This window comes from Actinobaculum suis, assembly GCF_900102025.1.
GTDB classification, from domain to species: domain Bacteria; phylum Actinomycetota; class Actinomycetes; order Actinomycetales; family Actinomycetaceae; genus Actinobaculum; species Actinobaculum suis.
Genome location: NZ_FNAU01000003.1, coordinates 64,617 through 88,767, shown reverse-complemented (window position 1 = coordinate 88,767; position 24,151 = coordinate 64,617). Strand labels below are relative to the sequence as shown.

At 58.0% G+C, this 24,151-nt stretch carries 19 protein-coding genes; 14 read left to right on the top strand and 5 right to left on the bottom strand.

Annotation, left to right across the window (positions count from 1 at the left end):
• Window positions 1–108: 108 nt before the first annotated feature.
• Genes BLT47_RS02565 through BLT47_RS02555 form a run of 3 tightly spaced genes read right to left on the bottom strand, consistent with a single transcriptional unit; the run spans window position 109 to window position 2,413 of the window.
• Window positions 109–1,275, bottom strand: a complete 1,167-nt coding sequence (locus BLT47_RS02565) for a hypothetical protein (RefSeq protein ID WP_074661304.1) — start codon at window positions 1,273–1,275, stop codon at window positions 109–111.
• Window positions 1,272–2,021: an ATP-binding cassette domain-containing protein gene (locus BLT47_RS02560; RefSeq protein WP_049618887.1), complete on the bottom strand. Its 750-nt coding sequence runs from the start codon at window positions 2,019–2,021 to the stop codon at window positions 1,272–1,274. The genes BLT47_RS02565 and BLT47_RS02560 overlap by 4 nt, the downstream gene beginning before the upstream one ends.
• Window positions 2,018–2,413 carry a GntR family transcriptional regulator gene (locus BLT47_RS02555; protein WP_065415244.1) on the bottom strand — a complete coding sequence of 132 codons (396 nt, stop codon included), beginning with the start codon at window positions 2,411–2,413 and terminating at the stop codon, window positions 2,018–2,020. Before BLT47_RS02555 ends, BLT47_RS02560 begins: the two co-directional genes overlap by 4 nt.
• Window positions 2,414–2,792: 379 nt before the next feature.
• On the opposite strand from BLT47_RS02555, the gene BLT47_RS02550 reads away from it, so the two are divergent.
• The 10 genes from BLT47_RS02550 to BLT47_RS02505 all read left to right on the top strand — a co-directional run bounded on the left by BLT47_RS02550 (window position 2,793) and on the right by BLT47_RS02505 (window position 15,087).
• The gene (locus BLT47_RS02550; protein WP_083330017.1) at window positions 2,793–3,938 is read left to right on the top strand and encodes a Gfo/Idh/MocA family protein; all 1,146 of its coding nucleotides are present in this window, start codon (window positions 2,793–2,795) and stop codon (window positions 3,936–3,938) included.
• Window positions 3,939–3,987: 49 nt separating this feature from the next.
• On the top strand, window positions 3,988–5,691 hold the full coding sequence (locus BLT47_RS02545; protein ID WP_074661301.1) for a sodium:solute symporter family protein: 1,704 nt from the start codon (window positions 3,988–3,990) through the stop codon (window positions 5,689–5,691).
• Window positions 5,692–5,934: 243 nt separating this feature from the next.
• Window positions 5,935–6,267, top strand: coding sequence for a hypothetical protein (locus BLT47_RS02540; RefSeq protein WP_049618885.1), 333 nt, complete (start codon window positions 5,935–5,937; stop codon window positions 6,265–6,267).
• A 109-nt stretch (window positions 6,268–6,376) separates the two neighbouring features.
• Complete coding sequence (locus BLT47_RS02535) at window positions 6,377–7,153, top strand: electron transfer flavoprotein subunit beta/FixA family protein (protein WP_049618884.1); 777 nt, start codon at window positions 6,377–6,379, stop codon at window positions 7,151–7,153.
• Complete coding sequence (locus BLT47_RS09515; RefSeq protein WP_074661298.1) at window positions 7,150–8,280, top strand: electron transfer flavoprotein subunit alpha/FixB family protein; 1,131 nt, start codon at window positions 7,150–7,152, stop codon at window positions 8,278–8,280. The genes BLT47_RS02535 and BLT47_RS09515 overlap by 4 nt, the downstream gene beginning before the upstream one ends.
• Before the next feature lie 172 nt (window positions 8,281–8,452).
• Window positions 8,453–9,760, top strand: coding sequence for an NRAMP family divalent metal transporter (locus BLT47_RS02525; RefSeq protein WP_074661294.1), 1,308 nt, complete (start codon window positions 8,453–8,455; stop codon window positions 9,758–9,760).
• Window positions 9,761–9,825: 65 nt separating this feature from the next.
• On the top strand, window positions 9,826–10,602 hold the full coding sequence (locus BLT47_RS02520; protein ID WP_065415240.1) for a LamB/YcsF family protein: 777 nt from the start codon (window positions 9,826–9,828) through the stop codon (window positions 10,600–10,602).
• A 182-nt stretch (window positions 10,603–10,784) separates the two neighbouring features.
• Window positions 10,785–11,585 (top strand): putative hydro-lyase, encoded by an 801-nt coding sequence (locus BLT47_RS02515; RefSeq protein WP_074661291.1) that lies wholly within the window; start codon window positions 10,785–10,787, stop codon window positions 11,583–11,585.
• The gene (locus tag BLT47_RS02510) at window positions 11,582–13,360 is read left to right on the top strand and encodes a 5-oxoprolinase subunit B/C family protein (protein WP_074661288.1); all 1,779 of its coding nucleotides are present in this window, start codon (window positions 11,582–11,584) and stop codon (window positions 13,358–13,360) included. The genes BLT47_RS02515 and BLT47_RS02510 overlap by 4 nt, the downstream gene beginning before the upstream one ends.
• Before the next feature lie 17 nt (window positions 13,361–13,377).
• Window positions 13,378–15,087: an acetyl/propionyl/methylcrotonyl-CoA carboxylase subunit alpha gene (locus BLT47_RS02505; protein WP_065415237.1), complete on the top strand. Its 1,710-nt coding sequence runs from the start codon at window positions 13,378–13,380 to the stop codon at window positions 15,085–15,087.
• A gap of 270 nt (window positions 15,088–15,357) precedes the next feature.
• Here BLT47_RS02505 and BLT47_RS02500 read toward each other — a convergent pair whose 3' ends face one another.
• Both BLT47_RS02500 and pta read right to left on the bottom strand, forming a co-directional pair.
• The gene (locus tag BLT47_RS02500) at window positions 15,358–16,545 is read right to left on the bottom strand and encodes an acetate/propionate family kinase (protein ID WP_049618899.1); all 1,188 of its coding nucleotides are present in this window, start codon (window positions 16,543–16,545) and stop codon (window positions 15,358–15,360) included.
• A 229-nt stretch (window positions 16,546–16,774) separates the two neighbouring features.
• The gene (pta, locus tag BLT47_RS02495; RefSeq protein ID WP_074661284.1) at window positions 16,775–18,400 is read right to left on the bottom strand and encodes a phosphate acetyltransferase; all 1,626 of its coding nucleotides are present in this window, start codon (window positions 18,398–18,400) and stop codon (window positions 16,775–16,777) included.
• Window positions 18,401–18,656: 256 nt separating this feature from the next.
• On the opposite strand from pta, the gene guaA reads away from it, so the two are divergent.
• The 4 genes from guaA to pflA all read left to right on the top strand — a co-directional run bounded on the left by guaA (window position 18,657) and on the right by pflA (window position 24,139).
• Window positions 18,657–20,204 carry a glutamine-hydrolyzing GMP synthase gene (gene guaA, locus BLT47_RS02490; RefSeq protein WP_176764475.1) on the top strand — a complete coding sequence of 516 codons (1,548 nt, stop codon included), beginning with the start codon at window positions 18,657–18,659 and terminating at the stop codon, window positions 20,202–20,204.
• A gap of 486 nt (window positions 20,205–20,690) precedes the next feature.
• Window positions 20,691–22,799 (top strand): pyruvate formate lyase family protein, encoded by a 2,109-nt coding sequence (locus BLT47_RS02485; protein WP_074661278.1) that lies wholly within the window; start codon window positions 20,691–20,693, stop codon window positions 22,797–22,799.
• Window positions 22,800–22,990: 191 nt separating this feature from the next.
• On the top strand, window positions 22,991–23,239 hold the full coding sequence (grcA2, locus tag BLT47_RS02480; protein WP_049618874.1) for an autonomous glycyl radical cofactor GrcA2: 249 nt from the start codon (window positions 22,991–22,993) through the stop codon (window positions 23,237–23,239).
• Window positions 23,240–24,139, top strand: coding sequence for a pyruvate formate-lyase-activating protein (gene pflA / locus BLT47_RS02475; RefSeq protein ID WP_231583028.1), 900 nt, complete (start codon window positions 23,240–23,242; stop codon window positions 24,137–24,139).
• Window positions 24,140–24,151 lie beyond the last annotated feature (12 nt).

The window sequence follows — 24,151 nt, the reverse complement described above, 5'->3', positions numbered from 1 at the left end:
GGTGCTTGGTGTAGGAAACTTGCGGCGCTAGGTGCAGTAAACCCGTGGCGCTCGGCGCAGGAAACCACGCCGGGCACCACGGGCGTTCTAGCACGTTTTAACGCGGTTTTAGCGCCGCTTCAAATTAGTGCGGAGCAGGTTGCGCCGGCTCAGCATGCGGCTAATAACCAGGCAGATACCACCGAAAATCAGTACCAGGAACAAGAATTCGAAGGTTTGGGTTTGCCCGTCTGGGAACCAGCTATTGAAGAAAGTATCTTCCAGGCCTCTCACCCAGTTTTGGAAAGCTTCTAGGCCGGGTTGGGCCCAGGCCCCGAAACTCTGCACGGGCCCGGTCAGGAGTCCCGCAATCGGTTGGATCAGGAAACGGTCCAGGGTGTCTAGCCCCCAGCCGAGCACCCAATTGATCGGCCTGGAAAGGGCGGAGTAGATAACTGCGATCACCATCACGATCGCACCGAACATGGCCGTATGCAGCACTATCGTACGTACCCGCCAGCGCGTAAAAATACTGGCCAGGGCGATCGCTAAGGTATAGGCGGCAATTCCGATCAGGAAGTAGCCAAGAAGGATGTGCCAGTAGTTACCGCTATAGGGGAGAGACGCGCCCGGCTCCCAGGGCGGCGCAGAACCGTCTAGATCCGCATATCCCAGGGTGGTAAGTTCCGAGGTTTTAATCGTGCCGGAAATGGCCAGGGTGTCGGTACGCAGGCCGTGGATGAACAGCACCAGGTTGGTGAGGAAAGCTAAAACCAAGAATACGAGGGATATGCTCCGCAGGCCCGCCCCGCGCAAGGCCCGCCAAATATGCACCCGCGTGTACCCGGCGTTCAAGTAGGCCTGGGTACGCAGAGTTTGCAGAGCCCCGACCAAAGAAACTATAGAAATACACGGCACCATTAGCTCATGCAAAATGAGCAGACCCGGCACCGAGTGCAGATAAGCTAAGTGGGTGGCGTCCAACGGCGCGGTGGCATGCCCATTGGTGAAAGAAAGAAGCACCACGAAGATAATTGCAAAGCCCAGGGCGAAGATTTGCTGGCGGAAGAAGCGCCCGCGCAGCGAGCCCGCGCCGCCTACAAATTTTTCTGCCACGTGCCCGAGGCTGGCATTAAGCCCGCGGTATATCTCACCTAGGCTCCGCCCCTGGGCCACGCCAAGGTTATGCCGCCGGCCGGCATTCCGGCCGCGCCTGCCGGGGTGCGTGCCTGCCTGATCGGCGTCAGAGCAGGAGAGGAGCTGCGCTCCGGTAGCTGGTTTCTGGTCGTGCATCATTGCGGGTCTCCTCCCATGCTTTGTTTTTGTGAATCGGAGAGTGTGAGGGCCATGAGCACTTCGGTCAAAGAAGCAAGTTTGCCGTTTTGGCCGTACTTGGCACGTAGCTCGTCTGGGTCGCCGTCGGCAATTACAGTGCCGTGGTCAAGGAAAATTGCCCGGTCTAGCAGGTTCTGTATTTCCTCAATGAGATGCGAAGAAAGGATGATAGTGCGCGGGTGCGCGGTGTAATCAGCCAGCAAGCACCGGTAGAAAATTTCGCGGTACACCGCGTCCATTCCCAAATGCACCTCGTCCAGGATGGTGACGGGAGTGCGGGCTGCCAGGCCGAGCGTGGCGTGGAAGGCCGCGAGTTGCCCGCGCGAAAGTTGCAAGGGGGAAGCCTTGGGGGAGAGTTCGAAAAGTTCGAGCAGCTCGTGGGCATATTCGCCATCCCAGGTTTCGCGTGCCTGTTCCCACACGTGCATAGTGGTGGTGAGCGGGGAATCTGGGAAAGCCACTGTAGCTTCCGAAACATAGGCGATTGCTGCCATGGCGGCCGCGCTTTCAAAAACACGTTCGCCGCGGTAGTACACCTCCCCGGAATCCGGTTTGAGCAGACCCGCTAAAAGCATGCCGAGCGTGGATTTTCCAGACCCGTTACGGCCTAGCATGCCGGTAATACTCGGACTCGTAAACTCTAGCGTGACCTGCGATATTGCCGGCTTTTTGCGATAGGTAAAGCTGAGTTTCTCGGTGCGTATCACAGCGCTTCTCCTTCCGTGTGCTTGGTGTTTTCTGCCTCGAAATGGGCGCGGGCAAACCGCAAAATCTGAGCGATGGTGAACCCTAAATTCAACCCTTCGTCCAGCGCGGGCCCCAGTACTTTTTCCGCGTACTCTTCTCTGCCGGTAGCGCGCAAAAGCTGTTCGGCTCGCGCTGTCACAAACATTCCCACTCCGCGCCGTTTCTCCAGTAACCCCTCATCTACCAGCAGGTTCAGTGCCTTATTAGCGGTAGCAGGGTTAATTTTGTAGGCGGCCGCGTACTGGGTGGTGGACATTGTTTGCGAACCCGCGGGCAATTGCCCGGAAAGGATCTGCTCGCGAATGTTCTGTGCGATCTGCAGGTAGATAGGGATTCCCGAAGCGAAGTCCATACACACCCCCTTGGTTAGTTACATGAGTAGCTAACCAAGTAACTGGGGTGCGTGTCAAGGGGGCAATTTTTCGCTCCGGTTTGCGGTGCCTGGCGGCGGTGTGGATAACTTGCCGACGACGCCGAAAGCCCGCCCCAGAGCCATTTGGCCGCACGTTCCTGGCGGTGCTAAAAGCGCTTAGCAGGAATATGAAATAGCGCTTACTCGAAGGCTGCATAGAGGTGAATGGCGTACGGAAATGAAGTCTCAAGCGGGCAAAATCACGCTCACGGCGGTGCCAAAGGCGTTACTCTGGAGATCTAGGCAAAAATAGGGCGCCACCGAAGGTGATAACGCCCGCGGTTAACGTATTTGCCTTCGTAGCTAGGCAGGAGAAAAAATGCAGGCAGCAGCTACTAACAAAGAGACGGCTAGGGACTCAGCGATTGCGTCCCAGGAAGAGCCGGCGCTTGGTAATGAGCTAGTAATCGGCCAGCTCGGGCTGGGCCGGGCGGGGGTTATGCACGCGAAGATTCTCAATTCGCGGGTGGCACGTTTGGTGATTGCTGATCCCCAGCCGGGCCGGGCTGAACAGGTAGCTGCCGAACTGGCAGAGATTTCGCGTGCCCAAGGCATTAGCGGGGCCCGGGTGGAAATAGCTAGCCCGGAAGAGATCGAGACGGGTACGGGCCGGGCCGCCGGCCTCGATGGAGTAGTAATTACCAGCCCCACCAACGTGCATGGCGCGCAGATTATTGCGGTAGCACAACGCGGGCTGCCGGTATTTTGCGAAAAACCGGTTGCTACCTCGCTGGCAGAAACTTTGCGGGTGTGTGCTAATACCCCGGCGAATGCACCAATCCATATTGGTTTCCAACGCCGTTTCGATCCCGCCTATAGCGCCGCGCGCAAACATATAGCGGCTGGAAAACTGGGAGAATTGCGCCGGGTGATTATGCACACCATGGACCAAAACCCGCCGCACCGCGAATTTCTGGCCGCTTCCGGTGGGATTTTCGTGGACTGCCTGATCCATGATTTTGATGTCCTGCGCTGGGTCACCGGCCAAGAAGTGGAAGAAGTCTTTGCCTACGGAAACGATTTGGGCCTAGCTGATTTCCGCGATTTTGCGGATGCAGCCGAAACCGTGGCCGTCCTGAAAATGACGGGCGGGGTGTTGGTAACGGCGTCGTCGTCGCGCTACAACGGGCACGGGTACGACGTGCGCATGGAACTGCACGGAACCACCCGCACCGAAGTAGTGGGAATGGATGAAAAGCTTCCTTTGGATTCTCTGGAACCCGGGGTGAGCTACCCGCAGGGCGAACCGTGGGTGGATTTCATCGCGCGGTTCGCGGACTGTTATGTCCGCGAAATTGATGCCTTCCTAAAAGTTATACAGACCGGGGAAGCAGTACCGGCAGGGCTAGCAGATGCTGTGCGAGCCCTAGAAATTGCGGAAGCGGCCCAGCGGTCGTTCCAGGAACACCGCCCGGTAACGGTCGCCGAAATTCAGCAGGCTCACGCGGAAACCGGCACCAAGTAAACCGGCGGTGCCGAGCTAGCCGGCTTCTAGCAGCGAAAGCGAGACACATATGGACCTCAGGCTCGATGCGAATCTTTTTGATTACAGCTTCATCGTGCTCTATGTGGCCTTAGTGATAACGATCGGGTGGGTGACCCGGCGCAAGGTTACCTCGGCCGAGGATTTCTTCCTTTCCGGGCGCTCTTTGCCAGCCTGGATTTGTGCCATGGCTTTCCTTTCCGCCAATATTGGCGCGGTGGAACTAATCGGCATGGCTGCCTCCGGTTCACAACACGGGCTACCCACCGTGCATTACTACTGGATTGGGGCCGTGCCGGCCATGGTGTTCCTTGGCCTGGTCATGATGCCGTTCTATTACGGCGCGCGGGTGCGGAGCGTGCCCGAGTATCTGCGTTTGCGGTTCGATAAAGCCACGCACGTGTACCAGTCGGTGATCTTCACTATTTCTACCATTCTGGTAGCTGGGATTAACCTGTTTGCCTTGGCCTTGCTGATCAATGTGCTGATCGGGTGGCCGCTATGGATTTCTATCGTATTTTCGGCGGGGATTGTGCTTGTCTATACCGCGGCCGGCGGGCTTACCGCCACCATGTATAACGAAGTGCTCCAACTCCTGCTCATTATTGCTTTTATAACCCCGCTGACCATTGGCGGTCTGGCGCGCGTGGGCGGGCCGGCCGGGCTCGTAGAAGCCCTGCAAAACTCACAGGTACTTGGCCCGGATGGGCTATCCGTGTGGGGCGGAACCGGGCTTAGTAATACCACCAACCCGTACGGGAACTGGATTGGAATTGCCCTGGGCATGGGCTTTGTGAATTCCTTCGGATACTGGACCACGAATTTCACGGAAGTACAGCGGGCGCTTTCTGCCCGCGATATGCGTTCGGCCCGGCTCGCCCCAATCCTGGCAGCCATCCCGAAAATGTTCCTGCCGGCCGTAATTATTGTGCCGGGGCTGATCGCCGCCGTGCTTATTCCGGAACTACATACCGACCAACTGGCCTACAACGAAGCGTTACCAGCTTTAATTGGGCAGATTATGCCGCACGGTTTGCTCGGATTAGCTCTGGCCGGGTTAATTGCCGCGTTTATGGCCGGCATGGCAGCTAATATTTCGTCTTTCACAACCGTGATCACCTACGACCTGTGGGAAACCTATATTCGGCCCGGCAGGTCTGACTCCTACTACGTAAAAGCCGGGCGGCGTTTTACTTTCTGGGGTGTGATCATAGCCGTCGGCACGGCCTTTATTGCCGCCGAATTTTCGAACCTGCAAGACTACACACAACTATTGCAGTCAATTTTCAACGCACCCCTGTTCGCGACTTTCATCCTCGGCATGTTTTGGAAACGCATGAGCCCGCAAGCGGGCCTGTGGGGACTGGTGGCCGGCGCGGCCGGAGCCGGGTTTGTACAAATCGGCAACGCGGCAGGTTTTCTCACCTTTAATTCTTCCCAAGCAGCTTCCTTTATGGCCTCGGGCGTGGCATTCGTGGCCGATATTGCCGTATCTGTGCTGGTCACCTGGCGTACCCCGCCCAAACCCCTAGAAGAACTAGACGGCCTGGTATGGGGGAGAACCAAAATGCCGATTCGCGGTGCCCGGCCTGCCCCGGATTTGGCGGCCGCGCAAATTGCCGAAGCCCGCCAGCGGGAAGCAGCCGGGGAAAAACTGCACTGGTGGGAACGGCCCGGCCCGCTCGGCGGCGTCGTTCTCGCGGTTTGCCTAGTACTCAACGTGTGCTTCGCCTAAAACCGCACCGCTTAACACCGGGGTTTGCTACCAGCTAAGCAAAGGAAGCTAATCTGCGCTAAGCCAAAGAAAACGAGCCGGCGCTAAGCCAAGAAAACGAGCCCGGCGCTAAGCCAAAGAAACGAACCAACCGCCCGGCAGAGAAAGAACCAAGTACCCAATAGAAAAAGGACCAATCAAACACCAGGGAAATAACCGCCGGTACTAAACAGCAAACTAACCAAGCACCAAGGAATCGAACAAATGACTAAAGAAAACAAAGAGCAAGCGGCAGCAAAGGGCACGGCAGCGGCGCCAGCAAATCCTCGCCGGTCCGGGCGCGTGCGGTTTTCGGTATTAGATTTGCGGGTTTGGATGGCGGTGATGCTGGGCGGGTTTGGGTTTATGCTCACGGTGTACGGATTATTCTTTGTGACCGCAGAAGATTTGGCGAAAGCCGCGGGGTTGAACCTGAATTTGTGGACGGGGATCGCTATGATCGCGGGCGGGGTGCTGTGTGCGTGGCGAGCCGCAACCCACCCGGAAAGCGATGCGGGAGAGGAAAACCTCGCTGAGACGAATCCGGAGGTGCTCTAGCCTCGAGATCAAGGTAAGGTTTGAGCAGGATATGCCCGCAGCGCTCGGGACAATCAATTGAGCGAAAAACCAAACCGTAGATCGATACACGGAGGGAAGCGAGGAAGGCATGACCATTGCGGTTGCCTATAAGGTTGCCCGTAATCCGGAAGCCGCCAGGGTTACGGAAAGCGGGGATATGGACTGGTCTCGTGCGCGCCCAGTAATATCTGACGACGACGTCGTTGCCATGCAAGTAGCGGCCGATCTCGCGGCGCAACTTGGAACCGAATCCTTAGGGATTACCGTCGGAAGCAGCATCGCGGCCAGCGGTGCCATCAGAAAAAGTGCTTTATCAAACGGTCCGGATCGGGCCCTCATCGTGGCTGATGATGCTACCGAAAAATGGACCGCCACCACGATGGGGCAGGCTTTGGCCACGCTCGTGAAACGGGAAGGGGATATCACCCTCCTTCTTACCGGCCCGGGCAGTATTGATGAAGGTGGCCGGGTGATCCCGGGGATCGCCGCGGCCCATCTGGGCTGGCCCTGTTTCCAAGACGTCACCAAAATTGAGCTTCGTGAAAACGGGACTTTTCGGTGCTTACAGCAAGTAGGTGCCGAACTACGCCGCATTGATCTATGCGGTCCGGCAGTAATCGCGGTTACCTCGGATGCGGCAGAAGTATCCGTGCCGAGCATGCGCGATATTATTGGCGCCGGCAAGAAACCTTACGCGGAAGTTTCCGTGGCCGAACTGGGGCTTTCTCCGATTACAGCCAGTCCGCTTGCCCGGCGGAAAGCCGCCGAAAAGCAACGCAAGCATATTATCTTTAGCGGGCAGGAAGCACCGGCACAATTGGCGGCCGCCCTGCGCGATGCCGGCTTCATTGGAGGTAACAAGTGACGGTTTGGGTTCTTAGTGCCGGAGCAGATGTGAGTGAACTCGTAGCGTTCGCCAAGCGCCGCGGTCCAGTAAATGTAGTGGGCGTAGCAAATGGTACGGAAGCTACTGATGCTGATGTAGCCGGCGCGGATCGCGCCATTCGCGTGGAACTGGAAGCGGGTATTCCGCCGGAAACCGCGGCAATGTACGTGGCCGGCCTGGTGGAGCTGGGCCCGAACGATCTCGTCTTGGCACCGAGTACAGGGGTTGCACGTGCCTTTGCGGGGGCCGTAGCCGTCAAATATGGCCTCCCGCTCCTTACCGGAGTGCGTAGCTTTGACGAAAACACCTTGACCCTTGCCCGCTTTGGCGGCGCAACCTTAGAGGACTATCCGCTAGAAGCGCCCCTAGTGGCGATTATGGAACCAATGTCCGCAGCCGCCGCAGAAACTAGCGCCGCCGCGGAAACTTGTGCCGCCGCAGAAACTAGCGCCGCCGCGGAAACTTGCGCCGCTGCAGAAACGGAAGCTGGAGCTGCCGCGGAAACTAGCGCTGCCGCGGAAACTAGCGCTGCCGCGGAAACTAGCGCTGCCGCCGATACAGCCGGCGCACCAGCTACCGCAACACCGGCTGCCGCAACACCAGCTGCCGCTGCAGAACCGCCAGCTACGGATGCGGCACCGGAAGTGGAAGTGCTCAGACCCGAGGAGGCAGACCTGCTTGGCTGTGCCAAAATCACGGACCGGCAAGCCGCCGAGGTAGGAGAAGTAGATCTTTCCCGCGCCGATAGGGTAGTAGCCGCCGGGCGCGGATTTGTACACAAGGAAGATCTGCACCTGGCTGCTGAACTGGCTACCGCCCTAGACGCGGCTCTCGGTTCTTCGCGGCCCCTGTGCGATGTGGAAGGGTGGATGAGCCGCGATCAATACCTCGGCTTGGAAGGCGTGCGCATGCGTGGCAGCCTGCTCGTTACCGCCGGTGTTTCCGGGGCAATCCACTTTACGGCCGGCGTGGCCGAAGCAGAGACGATCGTTGCCATTAATAATGATCCGGAAGCCGGGATTTTCGAAGTAGCCGATTACGGGATCGTGGGAGACCTTTATGAAGTGCTTCCGCAGCTTACTGCCGAAATCGAAAAGTTGAGATAACTATCAAGATTACTCCTCCCTCTTGACAAAAATCAGCCATCCTTTACTATTGCTTTACCTAATAGTGGGTTACCTGAATTAGCTTCGGAACTCCGGCGTAATCCAGGCCGGTCCCGGAAATAAACCCCTATGAAAAGTACAGAGAAAGCAGTAAGTAAAGGAGGCTGATTCCATGCTGGCAAAGGGGAATGCCGCCGCGGAAAAGAACACTCTACCCGGTTTGGACACCCAGGCAGGAAAAGCCGTTGTGAAAAATAAGAGGGGCTCTATTCTCGGAGCTATATTCCTCATGGCCACCTCGGCTATCGGTCCTGGTTTTATTACCCAAACCGCTACCTTCACCTTCCAGTTCGGAGCGGCCTTCGGCTTCGCCATCCTGATCTCGATCCTGATTGACATTGCGGTCCAGATGAATATCTGGCGCATTATCGTAGTTTCCGGAAAACGAGCCGGAGAACTGGCGAATGCGGCCCTGCCGGGTTCGGGTCTCGTGCTAGCCGTGCTCATTATTGGCGGCGGTCTGGTTTTCAATATTGGCAATATTGCCGGCGGCGGCATGGGCATGAATTCCATGTTCGGGATCGACGTCAAACTGGGCGGCCTCATTACCGCTCTCTTCGCTATCGGCATCTTCCTGTGGAAACGTGCCGGTAAAATCATGGACTCGGTAATTATCCTCCTCGGCGTCGTCATGATTTGCCTCATGTTCTACGTAGCCGTGGTTTCCCAACCTCCCGTGGGGGAGGCGCTGCGGCAAACCGTGCTTCCCGATACCATCAACTGGGCTACGATCACCACGATCGTGGGCGGTACCGTGGGTGGTTACATCACGTATTCGGGAGCGCACCGTTTCCTCGATTCGGGTCATAGCGGCCCGGCAGCGGTTAAGGACGTGACGAATGGATCCATCAACGGCGTCGTCGTTACCGGTGTTATGCGCTATTTGCTGTTCCTTGCCTGCTTTGGGGTGGGCGCCTCGGTGCTCGCCAAAGACGCTTCCGTGGTGATCATGGACCTCATTCCGGAAGAAATGAATCCGGCCGGGTGGGCATTCTTGCAGGTCATGGGTGATGCTGGTTTGCGTATCTTCGGCATGATCCTGTGGGCAGCTTCTATTTCCTCCGTGATCGGTGCGGCCTTCACATCGGTTTCATTCTTCTCTGTGTTCAACAAGAAATTCGCACATGGCTGGCCGCGCAATATCGCTACCGTGGTGTTTATCGCCGTTTCCTTGGTGTGCTTCCTCGTGTGGGGGCAAGCTCCGGGCACGATGCTCGTTTTCGCGGGCGGGTTGAACGGCTTGATCTTGCCCATCGGCCTCACGATCTTCATGTACATCGGGTGGTTCCGCGCCCGCGACCTGCTGCAGGGGTACCGTTACCCGAAGTGGCTGCTCGTAGCCGGTACGGCCGCGACGGCGCTTTCCTGGTACATGGCGGTGGTTTCCGTACGCCCGATTTTCGAAATGATCCAGGGCTAAACCTGCCAGCGCCCGCAAAGTTTGCGCTAGTACCGTAAAGCGGTGTGAAGGGATAAGGTAAGGGAATGGTATCGATTGATTTGAATTCGGATCTGGGAGAGAACACTCCTGATCGCGTAGTTTCCGACGACGCCGCTATGCTGGGCATTGTTTCCTCCGCGAATGTGGCGTGCGGATTTCACGCGGGTGATCCGGCGGGTATAGCCGCGACTTTGCGGGCCGCCGCCGCGCACGGCGTGGTAGTTGGCGCACATCCCGGATACCGTGATTTTGAGGGGTTTGGGCGGCGCGCCCTGGATATTCCGGCCGCGGAACTGCAAGCCGATATTGAATACCAACTGGGAGCTTTGCAGGCTCTTGCCCGAGCTGCCGGTACCACCGTGAGCTATGTAAAACCGCATGGCGCTCTTTACAATTCCTTGGCACGGGACCGCAAGCTCGCCCACACCGTAGTGCGGGCGATCAAAGCGGTCGATCCGAACCTGGTGTTCTTGGGTTTGGCCGGTACCGAAGGAATCGAAGTGGCCGCACAGGAAGGTTTGCAGGTAGCGGCGGAAGCTTTCGCAGACCGTGCCTATACGCCCAGCGGAGATTTGGTGCCGCGCAGCCAAGCCGGTGCCGTACTGCATGACCCACAGGAAGTATCCGAAAGGATTATGCGGCTGGTAGAAACCGGAAAAATGCGGGCGATTGACGGCAGTGACGTGCAGGTACAAGCCGATTCAATTTGCGTGCATGGAGATTCTGCCGGGGCGGTTGCCATGGCCCGGGCCATTCGCGAAAACCTCGAAGCCGCCGGAATTATTATCCGGCACTTCGAAGGCCGCGCAAATCCTAAATAGGGCCATGCGAATAACCACTAATTAGGGGCAAACTAAGGCCGCAATCTCGCGCGGCCTCGCCTGGCTCTGCCACACGAATTGCGTAAGCAAACTGGAAAAGATTGCGCAAGCGAGTTGGAAAACTACGCAAGCGAGCTGGCAAAGAAGAACAAGAGAGCTGGAAAAGAGGAAGAGGACACGAAATGTTGTTTGCACAAGGAGAACTGCTCGCCAGTGCGCAGGCGGCCCGCGCCGCCGCTCGCGCCGGTAACACCGATCCCACCAGCGGGGTGGCAGAAGGCCTTGTGCAGGCCAACCTTATTTCGGTTCCCCGCGATTGGGCCTATGACGTTTTGCTATACGCCCAGCGTAACCAGAAAGCAGTACCGCTGTTGGACGTGATTGAAGATGGTGGCGTGGAATCAAAGCTGGCGCCCGGTTCGGATTTGCGTACCGATATCCCGCGCTACCGGATTTGGCACGAAGGCAAACTCAGCGCCGAAGTTGCAGATGTAACCGAAGCCTGGGCGGAGCACCCGGACCTAGTTTCTTTCCTCATCGGCTGTTCCTTTACTTTTGAAGCCGGGCTCACAGCTGCGCAGATCGAGATTCGCCACCAAACGGTAGGCCGCAATGTTCCCATGTATGAAACGAATCTTGCCTGCACACCGGCGGGCCGTCTGCACGGCGCGATGGTGGTTTCCATGCGGCCGATTCCTGCTAATAGAGTGGCGGAAGCGGTGCAAATTTCGGGCCGCTACCCGGCCGTACACGGAGCCCCGGTACATGTTGGCGATCCGGATTCTTTAGGTATTGCCGATCTGTACTCGCCGGAGTACGGGGATGCTCCCGTGCCGTTGCGTCCTGGCGAAGTGCCGGTGTTTTGGGCTTGCGGAGTAACCCCGCAAGCTGCCATCCAGGCCTCGGGCGTGCCTTTCGCAATCACGCACGCCCCGGGATGCATGTTCGTATCTGATGTTTTGAATGAGAGCTATGCGGTATGAGTTTTGAACCTGAATCCCTACTCGTACTTCCCGCCGCGGAAGATACCGTGCTGGTCGAATATCCGGATCTTGATGCTGTGCTCGCCCACTATCCGGCGCTGGTTGCCTCGAAAATTTACGGTGTGCGCGAACTTGTGCCAGCGGCCCGCACCATCGCCGTCTACTTCGAACCTTCCATGAGTAGCGCCCGCGAAATTGCGGAAGCGGTACGAAGCGTGGAACCGCTCGACGTGGTTGCCCATGGCGGGGAACCCACCGAAATCGAAGTGGTGTACAACGGGGAAGACCTCGCCGAAGTAGCAGACCTTTTCGGGGTTAGCACCACCGAGCTAATTACCCGGCACCAAGCGGCGCACTGGAAAGTAGCTTTCGTGGGTTTTGCGCCCGGTTTTGCGTATTGCGTGGGCGATGACGAACTGTTTGCGGCCACCCCGCGCCGCACGACGCCGCGCACCCGCATTCCGGCCGGTTCAGTTGGGCTGGCCGCCAACTTTTCGGCGGTCTACCCGGGCGAAAGTCCGGGAGGATGGCAGCTGATTGGTAATTCGCGGGCGCCCATGTGGGATATTCACCGTACCTCTCCGGCGCTACTTTCCCCGGGCGACGCCGTTAAATATGTGGCCGTGCCCGAAGAAATCCAACTTGCACCACCGGCTAGCCCGGAATCGACTAGCCCGGAATCGGCTAGCGCGGAACCGGCCAGCCCGGATTTGGTTAGCTCAGAATCGGTTAGCTCGGAATCGGTTAGCCCGGAATCGGTTAGCCCGGAATCGGCCGGCGCGGTTGGGCAGAGCACATCGGGAGCCGAAAAGGCCGGCGCGGTTTCGGCTCCCGCCGCCGCGCCCGAACCGGCTGATTCGACGGCGCTTCCGGAACGGTACTGGGAGATCATCAATCCCGGCGTGCAAATGATTTTCGAAGATTTGGGGCGGCCCGGTTTACTGAACATTGGCGTGGCTGCGGCCGGCGCGGCCGACCACCAATCGCTCATGGCCGCTAACAGCGCGGTGGGTAATGCCCCGGATACGGCCGCTTTGGAAATTGCGGGCGGGGGAGCTGAGATTCGTTCCCATGCTCGCTGCGAAATCGCAATTGCGGGAGCTACCGGGGAAGTAACCGTCACCGAAGCAGAAACCGGGTACAGCTTCGCGCTCACACCCGGTTTACCGGCCGCTATCGAACCGGGAGATACCATTTCCATCGGCTGGTTTGACCGCGGGGTACGTGCCTATCTGGCTGTGCGTGGCGGCTACGAAGTGGAGCCGATTTTAGGTTCGCGTTCTCTAGACACTTTGGCCGGCCTGGGCCCGCAAGCGCTCACGGCCGGATCAATTGTGCCGCTCAGCGAAAAAGTGGCCAGCGGCGTCGTCGCCGATGCTCCGACCGTGGGAACCAAACTGCCTACGGAAGAGGAAGTAACCTTGCGGATCGTGCTCGGCCCGCGCACCGACTGGTTCACCGCCGCAGCATTGGAAAACCTCACCGCACAAGCCTGGAAAGTAACCCCGCAATCAGACCGCGTGGGCATCCGGCTGGAAGGTGAAAAACCGCTCGCGCGGGCCCGGGAAGGCGAACTACAAAGCGAAGGGGCAGTAACCGGAGCGATCCAGGTACCAACCTCGGGGCAACCGGTAATTTTCTTGGCGGACCATCCACTCACCGGGGGCTACCCCGTGATCGGATCCCTGGTGCGGAGCGATATTGATACCGCCGCACAAATCAGACCAGGAACCACCATTAGATTCAAGATTGTGACGCCGTTCACGCAACTGTAGCGGCAGGGGAAGGGAAGATGAAGAGAATCCTTATTGCCAACCGCGGGGAAATCGCGGTGCGGATCGCGCGGGCATGCCTCGACCAGGGATACACATCCCTCGCCGTCTACGCGGATCAAGACGTGGATGCAATGCACGTGCGGCTCGCCGATGAAGCTTACGGGTTGCGCGGGCAAACCGCCGCGGAAACCTATCTTTCGATCGAAAAAATTATTGGGGTAGCAAAGCGGGCGAAAGCTGACGCGATCCACCCCGGATACGGTTTCCTGGCCGAAAACGCGGACTTTGCGCGCGCGGTGGAAGAAGCGGGGATGACGTTCATCGGCCCCACCGCGGAAACTATCGAAAAACTAGGCGATAAAGTAACCGCCCGGGAAATTGCGCGGGAAGTAGGCGCCCCACTCGTTCCCGGTTCGGAAGGCCCGCTCAGCGGCCCGGAAGAAGCGGTCAGCTGGGCGGAAGAAAACGGTTTGCCCGTAGTGTTGAAAGCTTCCTACGGGGGCGGCGGGCGCGGCATGAAAATCGTGCACCAAATCGAAGACGTGGCAGCGGCCTACCAGGCTGGTTCCTATGAAGCACAAATGGCTTTCGGGCGCGGGGAAATGTTTATCGAAAAATTCCTGGACCGGCCGCGCCATATTGAAGTACAAATTTTGGGTGACGGCACAGGTAACGTGCTCGTGGTGGGAGACCGCGACTGTTCCTTGCAGCGGCGCAACCAAAAACTGGTAGAAGAAGCCCCGGCCCCGAACCTGCCAGATCCGATTCGGGAAAACATTCACCGCGCCGCGCACGATATTTGTGCGGCCGTGAATTATCGCAGCGCCGGGACGGTAGAGTTTTTGCTCGGCCGGGATGGCACGGTTTCCTTCCTCGAAGTAAATACGCGTTTGCAAGTGGAACATCCGGTGACGGAAAAAACTTCCGGAATCGATTTGGTACGCGCCCAGTTCGCGATTGCGGAAGGGGAAGGCCTGCCGGCAACCACCATGCCCGAACCGGTGGGGCACGCGATCGAATTCCGCGTTAATGCGGAAGATCCGGGCCGTGGGTTCCTGCCTTCCCCGGGCCATATTTCCCGTATCCGCCAGCCTGGTGGCTTAGGCGTACGCTGGGATAACGGCGTGCAAGCGGGCGATGATATTCCGGCCGAATTCGATTCAATTGCTGCCAAGCTGATTGTTTCTGCTTCTTCGCGCGGGGAAGCTTTAGCGCGGGCGCGGCGCGCGATTAAAGAAACTTCGATCGACGGCGTAGCTACCACCCTGCCATTTATGCGGGCCGTAGTGCAGCATCCGGATTTTGCGGGCGAAATACCGGCCGTGGATACCGGGTGGATTGAACGTGAACTCATCCCGGTGCTAGAAGCCCAACCGCGGGCGAAACTGCGCCGGCGCGTGGACTTCCACCGGGTGCCAATCGAAATTGATGGGCAGATCCGCACTATCGGCCTGCCCGATGGGGTAGCCATGCTCGGCACGCCGGGCGCGGCAGCCGCCCAAGCCCCGGCCGAAGACCCAACGGAACTAAAGAGCCCGATCACCGGCACCATGTTCCGCCTGCTCGCCGCCGAAGGCACGCGCGTGGAAGCAGGCGAAACCGTAGCGATTGGCGAAACCATGAAAATGGAAACGAACATTATCGCGCACATTACCGGCACCATCCACTGGCTCGTAGAAGCCGGCGGTCCGCTCGAAGCCGGCAAACCGGTAGCACGGATCTCCTAGCCGGCAGCGGTGCTAGCTGGGAGCGGCAAGCACCGCTGGCTGTGCGCGGCGCGAGCCGCGTACTAAATAAATAGTGCTAGCCAGAAGCTAGCAACACAGCGGGAGCTAGCAACACAGCGGCAGCTAGCAACACAGCGGCAGCTAGCAACACAGCGGCAGCTAGCAACGCAGCGGGGCCCGGAAGTTCGTAAACTTCCGGGCCCCGCTGCGTGTGCGCTGCGTGCGCGCAGCTTGCGCGAAGCCGCGCGGTGCGCTGCGTGCGGCTTCGTTTTACTTGCTGGAATTCACGAGCGCAGTTGCCTGGCGAGCGATTTCCAGTTCCTCATTGGTCGGCACCACAAACACGCGGACGGAAGAATCCGGCGTGGAAAGTTCGCGGGATTCCTTCGACCGCGTGGCGTTCACGGCGGCGTCGTACTTCACCCCGAAAGGTGCCAGCCGGTCGAGCACGGCGGCGCGGATAACGTCGTCGTTCTCGCCCACCCCGGCGGTAAAGGTGAGCGCATCCAAACCACCCAGAATCGCCGTATAAGCGCCAATGTACTTGACGATGCGGTGCACATAAATATCCACCGCTTCCTTCGCGTTCTGATCGCCGGCTTCCACCATCGCGTGCACGTCACGCAGATCAGAAGAACCGGTAAGTCCCATCATTCCGGATTCGCGGTTGAAGAGGTTATCGAGTTCTTCTACCGTCATTCCTGCTTCGCGTTCCAGGTGGAAAACAGCCGCCGGATCAATATCCCCGGTACGGCCGCCCATTACCAGGCCTTCCAGCGGGGTGAGCCCCATCGAGGTTTCCACGGCCTTGCCAGAATCCACCGCCGAAACCGAAGCACCATTGCCAATATGCAAAACAATTTGCTTCGCATCATCGCGGCCCAGTAGCTTAGCTACTTCCTGGGAAACAAACTTGTGGGAAGTACCGTGAGCACCATAGCGGCGAATTTCGTACTTATCAGCCACGTCGCGCTTGAGCGCATAACGCGCCGCTTCTTCCGGCAAAGACTGGAAGAAAGCAGTATCGAACACCACTACGTGCGGTACCTGAGGGAGGAGCTTGCGCGCCACCTGGATACCTTCCAGGGCCGGCGGATTGTGCAGCGGGCCAAGCGGCTGCAAATCCTCGATCTTGGAAATAACTTCTTCCGTAACCAGGGCCGGGCCGTCGAAATACTTACCACCCTGCACTACACGGTGCCCCACCGCCACAATCGAACCATCGGTGAGGGAAGGTCCGGTTTCCGCGAAGAACTCCAGTACTTTTTCCAGGCCAAAAGCATGATTGGGAATCTCACCCACATATTCACGTTCCTGCCCATTACCGGTGTGCTCGATATGCCCGGAGGGCAAACCAATCTGTTCCACCAGCCCCTTCGCCGTGGATTCTCCGGTGACGGGATCGATCACCTGATACTTGATCGAAGACGAACCGGAATTAATTACTAGAACGGACATCGAATTCTCCTTATTGTTTCTCTCGAAGCCGATCGGCACAATCCGCCCCGTCACCGTAAGGGATTCCTGGTTACGCTCCAGAAAACTGGTTACACTCCAGAAAATCTGAGCCAGCGCGGATCAAACTCTTCGGACATTATTCAAAGTATAAGGTGCCGGGCCGCCAAGCCCGGCACCAAAGCTGGCACTCAAACCAACGCTAAAACTGCCTAACCGGACAGCAAAACGCTTAGCCCTGCGCTTGGATGGCAGTAATAGCCACGGTATTCACAATGTCTTCCACCAGGGCGCCCCGCGAAAGATCATTGACAGGTTTATTCAGACCCTGCAAAACCGGGCCTACCGCTACCGCACCCGAAGAACGCTGCACGGCCTTATACCCGATATTGCCCGCATTCAAGTCCGGGAACACAAAGACGGTAGCCCGGCCAGCCACCGGTGAACCGGGCAGCTTCTTGGCGGCAACTGCCGGATCAACCGCGGCGTCGTACTGGATTGGCCCTTCAATCAACAGGTCCGGTGCCTTTTCCTTGGCGAGGCGGGTAGCTTCCACGACGGCGTCTACCAGCGGCCCCTTGCCGGAAGTGCCGGTGGAGTAGGAGAGCATGGCCACGCGCGGTTCCACCCCGAACTGGGCTGCGGTACGCGCCGAATCCACGGCGATCCCGGCTAGCTGTTCCGGAGTGGGGCTGATATTTACAGCGCAATCGGCATACACGTAAACGCGGTCATCGAGCAGCATGAGGAAGGCACCGGATACCGCGGCGGTACCCGGCTTGGTCTTGATCGTCTGGAAGGAAGGCACAATCGTGTTTGCGGTTGTGTGGTTGGCACCGGAAACCATGCCATCGGCTTCGTCCAGGTAAACCATCATGGTGCCGAAGTACGAAGGATCCTCCATCGTCTTTTGCGCCTGTTCGTAAGTCACGCCCTTCTTCGCGCGCAACTCGGCGAACTTTTCCGCATAGCGGTGTAGGCGATCCGGATCGTGCAAAGAAACGATTTGGGCGGCGTCGATATTCAGGCCGAGTTCGGCGGCCCGCGCCCGCACTTCCGCCTCTTCCCCGAGCAGTACGATATTGGCCACATCGCGGGCCAAAAGCTGGGCGGTGGCCTGCAAAATCCGGTCGTCTTCCGATTCGGGGAGCACGATCGTCTTCTTCGCGGCCCGGGCCCGCGAAATCAAGTTTGCTTGGAAAGCTAGCGGGGTGACCACATCCGAGCCACGCTTGACGGCGGCCAGAAGAAGTTCGGCGTCGTTCCCCGCAAACTTGGCGGCGGTACCTTCCGCTACGAAAACTACCTGGCTGGCATCTCCGCGATATTCCGCGGCCAGGTTTTCCGGAGCGTCCGTGACCACCAGGGCAGAAACCGGGGCATAAGATTCACTAATTTCCTTGGCGGCCAGCTCCGCCACTACTTCCACCTGGGCAGGGGAGCGCATGGAACCGGCAACAACCGGTACCACCGAGGTGCCCAGATTGGCAGCGGCTCGGCCACTGCGCGCCAGCATTCCCGGATTTACCGGGTCGCCATCGCACAGACCGAGGATGAGCACCGCATCCAAATCCTGGGCATAATCCGTGTAGCGATTGACCAGCTGGTTCATCGCCGTTTCTTCATCTTCTACGTAAGCCCGGCGGGTAGTTCCCCAGGCCTGTGGCGCATCGGCGCGCTTTCCTGCCCGTTCGAGAAGGGTCAGGAAAAGTGAGTCATTTTCGATTGGTCCATTCGCGAAGGCGCGGAACACCCCGATATTGGAGTATTCCTGGAGCAAAAGATCAATGTAAGCAGTGGCGACGCCGAGGGTACCGGCATTGCCTTCCGCCGCTGTGAGATAAACACTGTAAGCCACTATGTATATCCTTCCGGCCCGTAGGCCACTTCTTGCGGGATGGCATACTCCACCCACTCCCTTAAAGATAATCGCAACCGCCCCTAAAGTGAGGCACAAAGCAGATAAGAACATTATTCAGGTTGGAATGAGGTGGGCAGAAGCTAAAAAATCTCGGCACGCCGGGGCCTAAATAAGCTCATCGTTCGATATCACCGCGCCGGACCTGCACGGGAAGGCCCTCACCCCGTAAACTGGGAGGGTGAGTAACCCTGAGATTTCTCCAGTTCTAGTTGTTGATTTCGGTGCCCAGTACGCCCAGCTGATTGCGCGGCGCGTGCGTGAAGCACACATCTATTCGGAAATCGTGCCCGCGGCAATGAGCGCGGCTGAAATGCTGGCTAAGAACCCGGCGGCGATTATCCTCTCCGGCGGCCCGGCTTCGGTTTATGCCGAAGGAGCGCCCAGTTTGGATCCGGAAATCCTTTCTTCCGGCGTACCGATTCTTGGTATCTGCTACGGCTTCCAAGTAATGGCCCAGCAACTGGGTGGGGAAGTGGGGCAGACCGGAACCAGCGAATACGGCCACACAGAAGCCGCGGTAAATAACGATTCTTGCCTATTCCGGAACGTTCCGGCAGAAGACATCGTGTGGATGAGCCACGGCGATAAAGTGACGGGCGCCCCGGAAGGCTTCGAAGTCGTAGCTTCCACACCGGATACCCCGGTGGCAGCTTTTGAAAATACGGAACGCAAACTGTACGGCGTGCAGTGGCATCCAGAAGTGCGTAATTCGCGCCACGGCCAGCAAGTGTTGGAAAACTTCCTGTATAACGCGGCCGGCCTGCAACCGGAGTGGACTGCTGGTTCGATCATTGACGATCAGGTAGCCCAGATTCGGGAACGCGTGGGTGATGCGCAGGTTATTTGCGCGCTTTCTGGCGGCGTGGACTCTTCCGTGGCGGCAGCGATCGTGCACCGCGCTATCGGCGATCATCTCACTTGTTTCTTCATTGACCACGGTTTGTTGCGGGAAGGTGAACGCGCCCAGGTAGAAAAGGATTACGCGCAAACCATGGGGATCCGCGTAATCACCATTGATGATTCCGATATCTTCTTGGACGCTTTGGCCGGCGTAAAAGATCCGGAAACCAAGCGCAAGATTATTGGCCGCGAATTTATTCGCTCCTTCGAACGTGCCGCCCGCAAGGTGGTAGATGAAGTTTCCGGCGAAGTGAAATTCTTGGTGCAGGGCACGGTATACCCGGACGTTGTGGAATCCGGGCAGGGTGATAGCAACTCGAATATCAAGAGCCACCACAATGTGGGCGGCTTGCCCGATGATATGCAGTTCGAACTTATCGAACCGCTACGCGCCCTGTTTAAGGACGAAGTGCGCCAGATTGGCCGCGAACTGGGCGTACCCGAAAAAATTGTGGCACGCCAACCCTTCCCGGGGCCGGGCCTAGCAATCCGCGTGGTAGGCGAAGCCAGCCGGGAAAACTTGCGTATCTTGCGGGCCGCGGATGCGATCGCGCGTGAAGAGCTAACCCAGGCCGGGCTGGATGACCAAATCTGGCAGTGCCCGGTGGTTTTGCTAGCCGATGTGCGCTCGGTAGGCGTGCAAGGCGATCACCGTACATATGGGCACCCGATCGTAATTCGGCCCATCGAATCCGAAGACGCAATGACGGCCGATTGGTTCCGAGTTCCCTACGATGTGCTCGCCCGCATCTCTACTCGCATCACCAATTCCGTTCCGGAAGTAAACCGTGTGGTTTTGGACGTTACCTCCAAGCCGCCAGCCACCATCGAATGGGAGTAAAACGCGGTTAGCTCCGCGGCCGGGAAGGACTGTTTTCCGGGTTATTTTCTGGGCTGTTTCCGGGGAACGGCTTCGAGGTGTGGTTGTTCCTAAAGAACACAGAGCCTCGCCAAAAATAAGGGTAGGATGATAAACGTCACGTGGGGCGGGCTAGCGCTGGTGCGTGGCTTCAGGGCCGGAATAATCCAGGCGGATAGCCCGTTCTAACGATGAGCGGGAAGAAGATACCTACTCCGCAGCGACGCCAGATACGGTGGTTAATTTCACCGCCTGCGTGCGCGCGTTAATTAGCAGAGTTTCGAGATCGCGATCGCCACCGCAGGAGGTCGCGTGAATACCGGGTTTGCGGGCATACAAGTTCACAGAACGCGGGAATGGAAGCCCCTCCTGGGACTTAAGTCCATGGACGAAATGCCCGGAAAAAGTGGTCAAGCATTTGAGAAAATGCTAGATGTCCTAATGGAATAAAAGGAGAGAGCCATACATATGGAGCGCACTGCAACCGAGGTCCCGGTCGCCGGAGAGGCGGCATGGGCTGGATTCACCCCGGGCGAATGGACAACTTCCATTAACGTCCGTGACTTCATCCAGAAGAACTACACGCCTTACGAGGGCGACGCCTCGTTCCTTGCAGGTCCCACGGAAAAGACCAAACGCCTTTGGGATCACCTGGAAGAGAACTACCTTTCGGAGGAGCGCAAGCGCCGCGTTTACGACGTCGACGTCGACACCCCGGCGGATATCGACGCGTTCCCGGCCGGCTACATTTCCGAAGATGACGACGTTATCGTAGGGCTACAAACCGATGTTCCACTCAAGCGGGCAATGATGCCGAACGGCGGTTGGCGCATGGTGGAAACCGCCATCCGGGAAGCCGGTAAGGAGCCGAACCCGCGCATCAAGGAAATCTTCACCAAGTACCGCAAGACTCACAACGATGCGGTATTCGATATTTACACGCCGCGTATCCGCGCGGCCCGGCACTCCCACATTATTACGGGCTTGCCGGATGCTTACGGCCGGGGCCGTATTATTGGCGATTACCGCCGGGTAGCCCTGTACGGTATTGACAAGCTCATTGCCGAAAAGCAGGAGGCCAGGGACGCAGTTGCGGACAAGACCTTCTCCGAACACTGGGCTCGCTACCGCGAAGAACATTCGGAACAGATCAAGGCGCTGAAGAAGCTCAAGCATCTGGGCGAAATGTACGGCTTTGATATTTCGAAGCCCGCTACTACCGCGAAGGAAGCGGTGCAGTGGACGTACTTCGGTTACCTCGCGGCAATTAAGAGCCAGGACGGCGCTGCCATGTCGATTGGCCGCCTGTCTGCCTTCCTCGATATTTACTTCGAACGTGATCTGGCCGCCGGGCGCATCACCGAAACTGACGCTCAGGAGATGATTGACAACCTCGTCATGAAGCTCCGCATCGTCCGCTTCTTGCGCACCATCGATTACGACCAGATCTTCTCCGGCGATCCGTACTGGGCTACCTGGTCGGATGCTGGTTTTGGCGAAGACGGACGTTCCATGGTCACCAAGACCTCCTTCCGTCTCTTGCAAACACTGCGCAACCTCGGCCCGGCTCCGGAACCGAATATTACGATTTTCTGGGATCCGGCCCTGCCCGCTGGGTACAAGGAATTCTGCGCGGCGATTTCCATCGAAACTTCCTCCATCCAGTACGAATCTGATGCCCAGATTCGTGCGCAGTGGGGTGACGACGCCGCTATCGCCTGCTGCGTTTCCCCGATGCAGGTAGGCAAGCAGATGCAGTTCTTCGGCGCGCGCGTGAACGCCGCCAAGGGCTTGCTGTATGCCATCAACGGTGGCCGTGACGAAATGACGGGCGAACAGGTAACCCCGGCCGGCGAATTCCCGGCCGTGGAAGGCGATGGCCCGCTCGATTTCGATGACGTGTGGGAAAAGTACGAGCACATGCTTGACTGGGTTGTGGAAACCTACGTGGAAGCGCTCAACATTATCCACTACTGCCATGACCGCTACGCCTACGAAGCGATCGAAATGGCCCTGCACGATTCGGAAATCGTGCGCACGATGGGTTGCGGCATCGCCGGGCTTTCCATCGTGGCCGATTCGCTTTCCGCAATCAAGTACGCCAAGGTGTACCCGATTCGTGACGAAACCGGCCTGGTAGTGGATTACCGCACCGAAGGCAAGTTCCCGATCTACGGTAACGACGACGACAAGGCAGACGAAATTGCCGCCACCGTGGTCCACACCATCATGTCGAAGATCAAGGAACAGCCGATGTATCGCGACGCTATTCCGACCCAGTCCGTACTTACCATTACCTCGAATGTGGTTTATGGTAAGGCAACTGGTTCCTTCCCCTCGGGTCACCAGAAGGGCACCCCCTTCGCCCCGGGCGCCAATCCGGAAAACGGTATGGATACGCACGGCATGGTGGCTTCGATGCTTTCCGTGGGCAAGCTTGATTACCAGGATGCGCTCGACGGTATCTCGCTGACGAACACCATTACTCCGCAAGGCCTGGGCCGCTCTAAGGAAGAGCAAGTTCAGAACCTGGTGGGGATTATGGACGCTGGCTTTATCGGCGCCGACGCTGAATAACCAAGATTTCCGGAAGCGGGGCCGCAAGGCCCCGCGGAAGGACGGTAGATGTGACGGCGTCCGCGCTTATTAGCGGACGTTGAAATAACCTCAGCGCGGCCAATAAAGAGTAAAATTTGGGTGGGATGGTAACACCCGTCCCACCCGGGTTCTGTTTGCTAAAGCAGGATTTCAAAGAAAAGAGGAATTAGATGGCAAAGACTTATGAAGAACGGGTTGCTTCGATGAAGGCCCAGCGGGCAGAAGCCGGCACGACCGACGGCCTCTACCACGCGAATATTAATGTTTTGGATCGCCACACTTTGGAAGATGCGATCGACCATCCGGAAAAGTACCCGAACCTCACCGTTCGTGTTTCCGGTTACGCCGTCAACTTCGTCAAGCTGACCCGCGAGCAGCAGCTCGACGTGCTTAACCGTACGTTCCACCACGGCGCCTAATTGGTCCAAAGAATTAATTTCGACCCGGTCGGGGACCGTGAAATCGAGGATGATTACCAAGATTTCCAGGCCCCGACCGGGCGTTTGCAGGGAGCGGGTCTAGCCGGAATAGATACGCTCACGGATGTTGAGCGGTCCGATCGTATTAAAAAGATGCGGGAAGGAACGCTCGGATCCATCCACTCGTGGGAGCTCGTAACCGCGGTGGACGGACCAGGAACCCGGATGACGGTGTTCTTCAACGGTTGTCCGCTACGCTGCAAGTACTGCCACAATCCGGATACTTTCCTCATGAAAGACGGCCAACCGGTCGAACTTGATGAGCTCATGCGGCGCATCAAGCGTTACCGTCGGATGTTCAAAGCTACCGGTGGTGGGATTACGCTTTCCGGTGGGGAAGTGATGATGCAACCCAAATTCATGGCGAACGTTTTACATGGCGCCAAGAAAATGGGTATCCACACGTGTATTGATACTTCCGGTTTCCTCGGGCGCAGTGTTTCCGATGAAACCATGCAAGATATTGATCTGGTGCTCCTCGACGTGAAATCCGGAAATGAGGAAACCTACAAGCACGTCACGGGCCGCGCCTTGCAACCAACGATCGATTTCGGAGATCGGCTCAACGCCGCCGGAATTGAAACGTGGATCCGTTTCGTTCTGGTGCCGGGGCTTACCGACGATCCGGAAAATATTAACCAGGTAGCTGATATTTGCGCACGGTGGCGAAGCAACGTGACCCGTGTGGAAGTCCTGCCTTTCCACCAGATGGGCCGCGATAAGTGGCACAACCTGGGCATTCACTACGAACTCGAAAATACTGAGCCGCCAACGAATGTCGAAGTGGAACGAGCCCGGGATATCTTCCGGCAGCACGGCCTGAACGTACCCTCGTTCTAGGTTGCGCGGGAT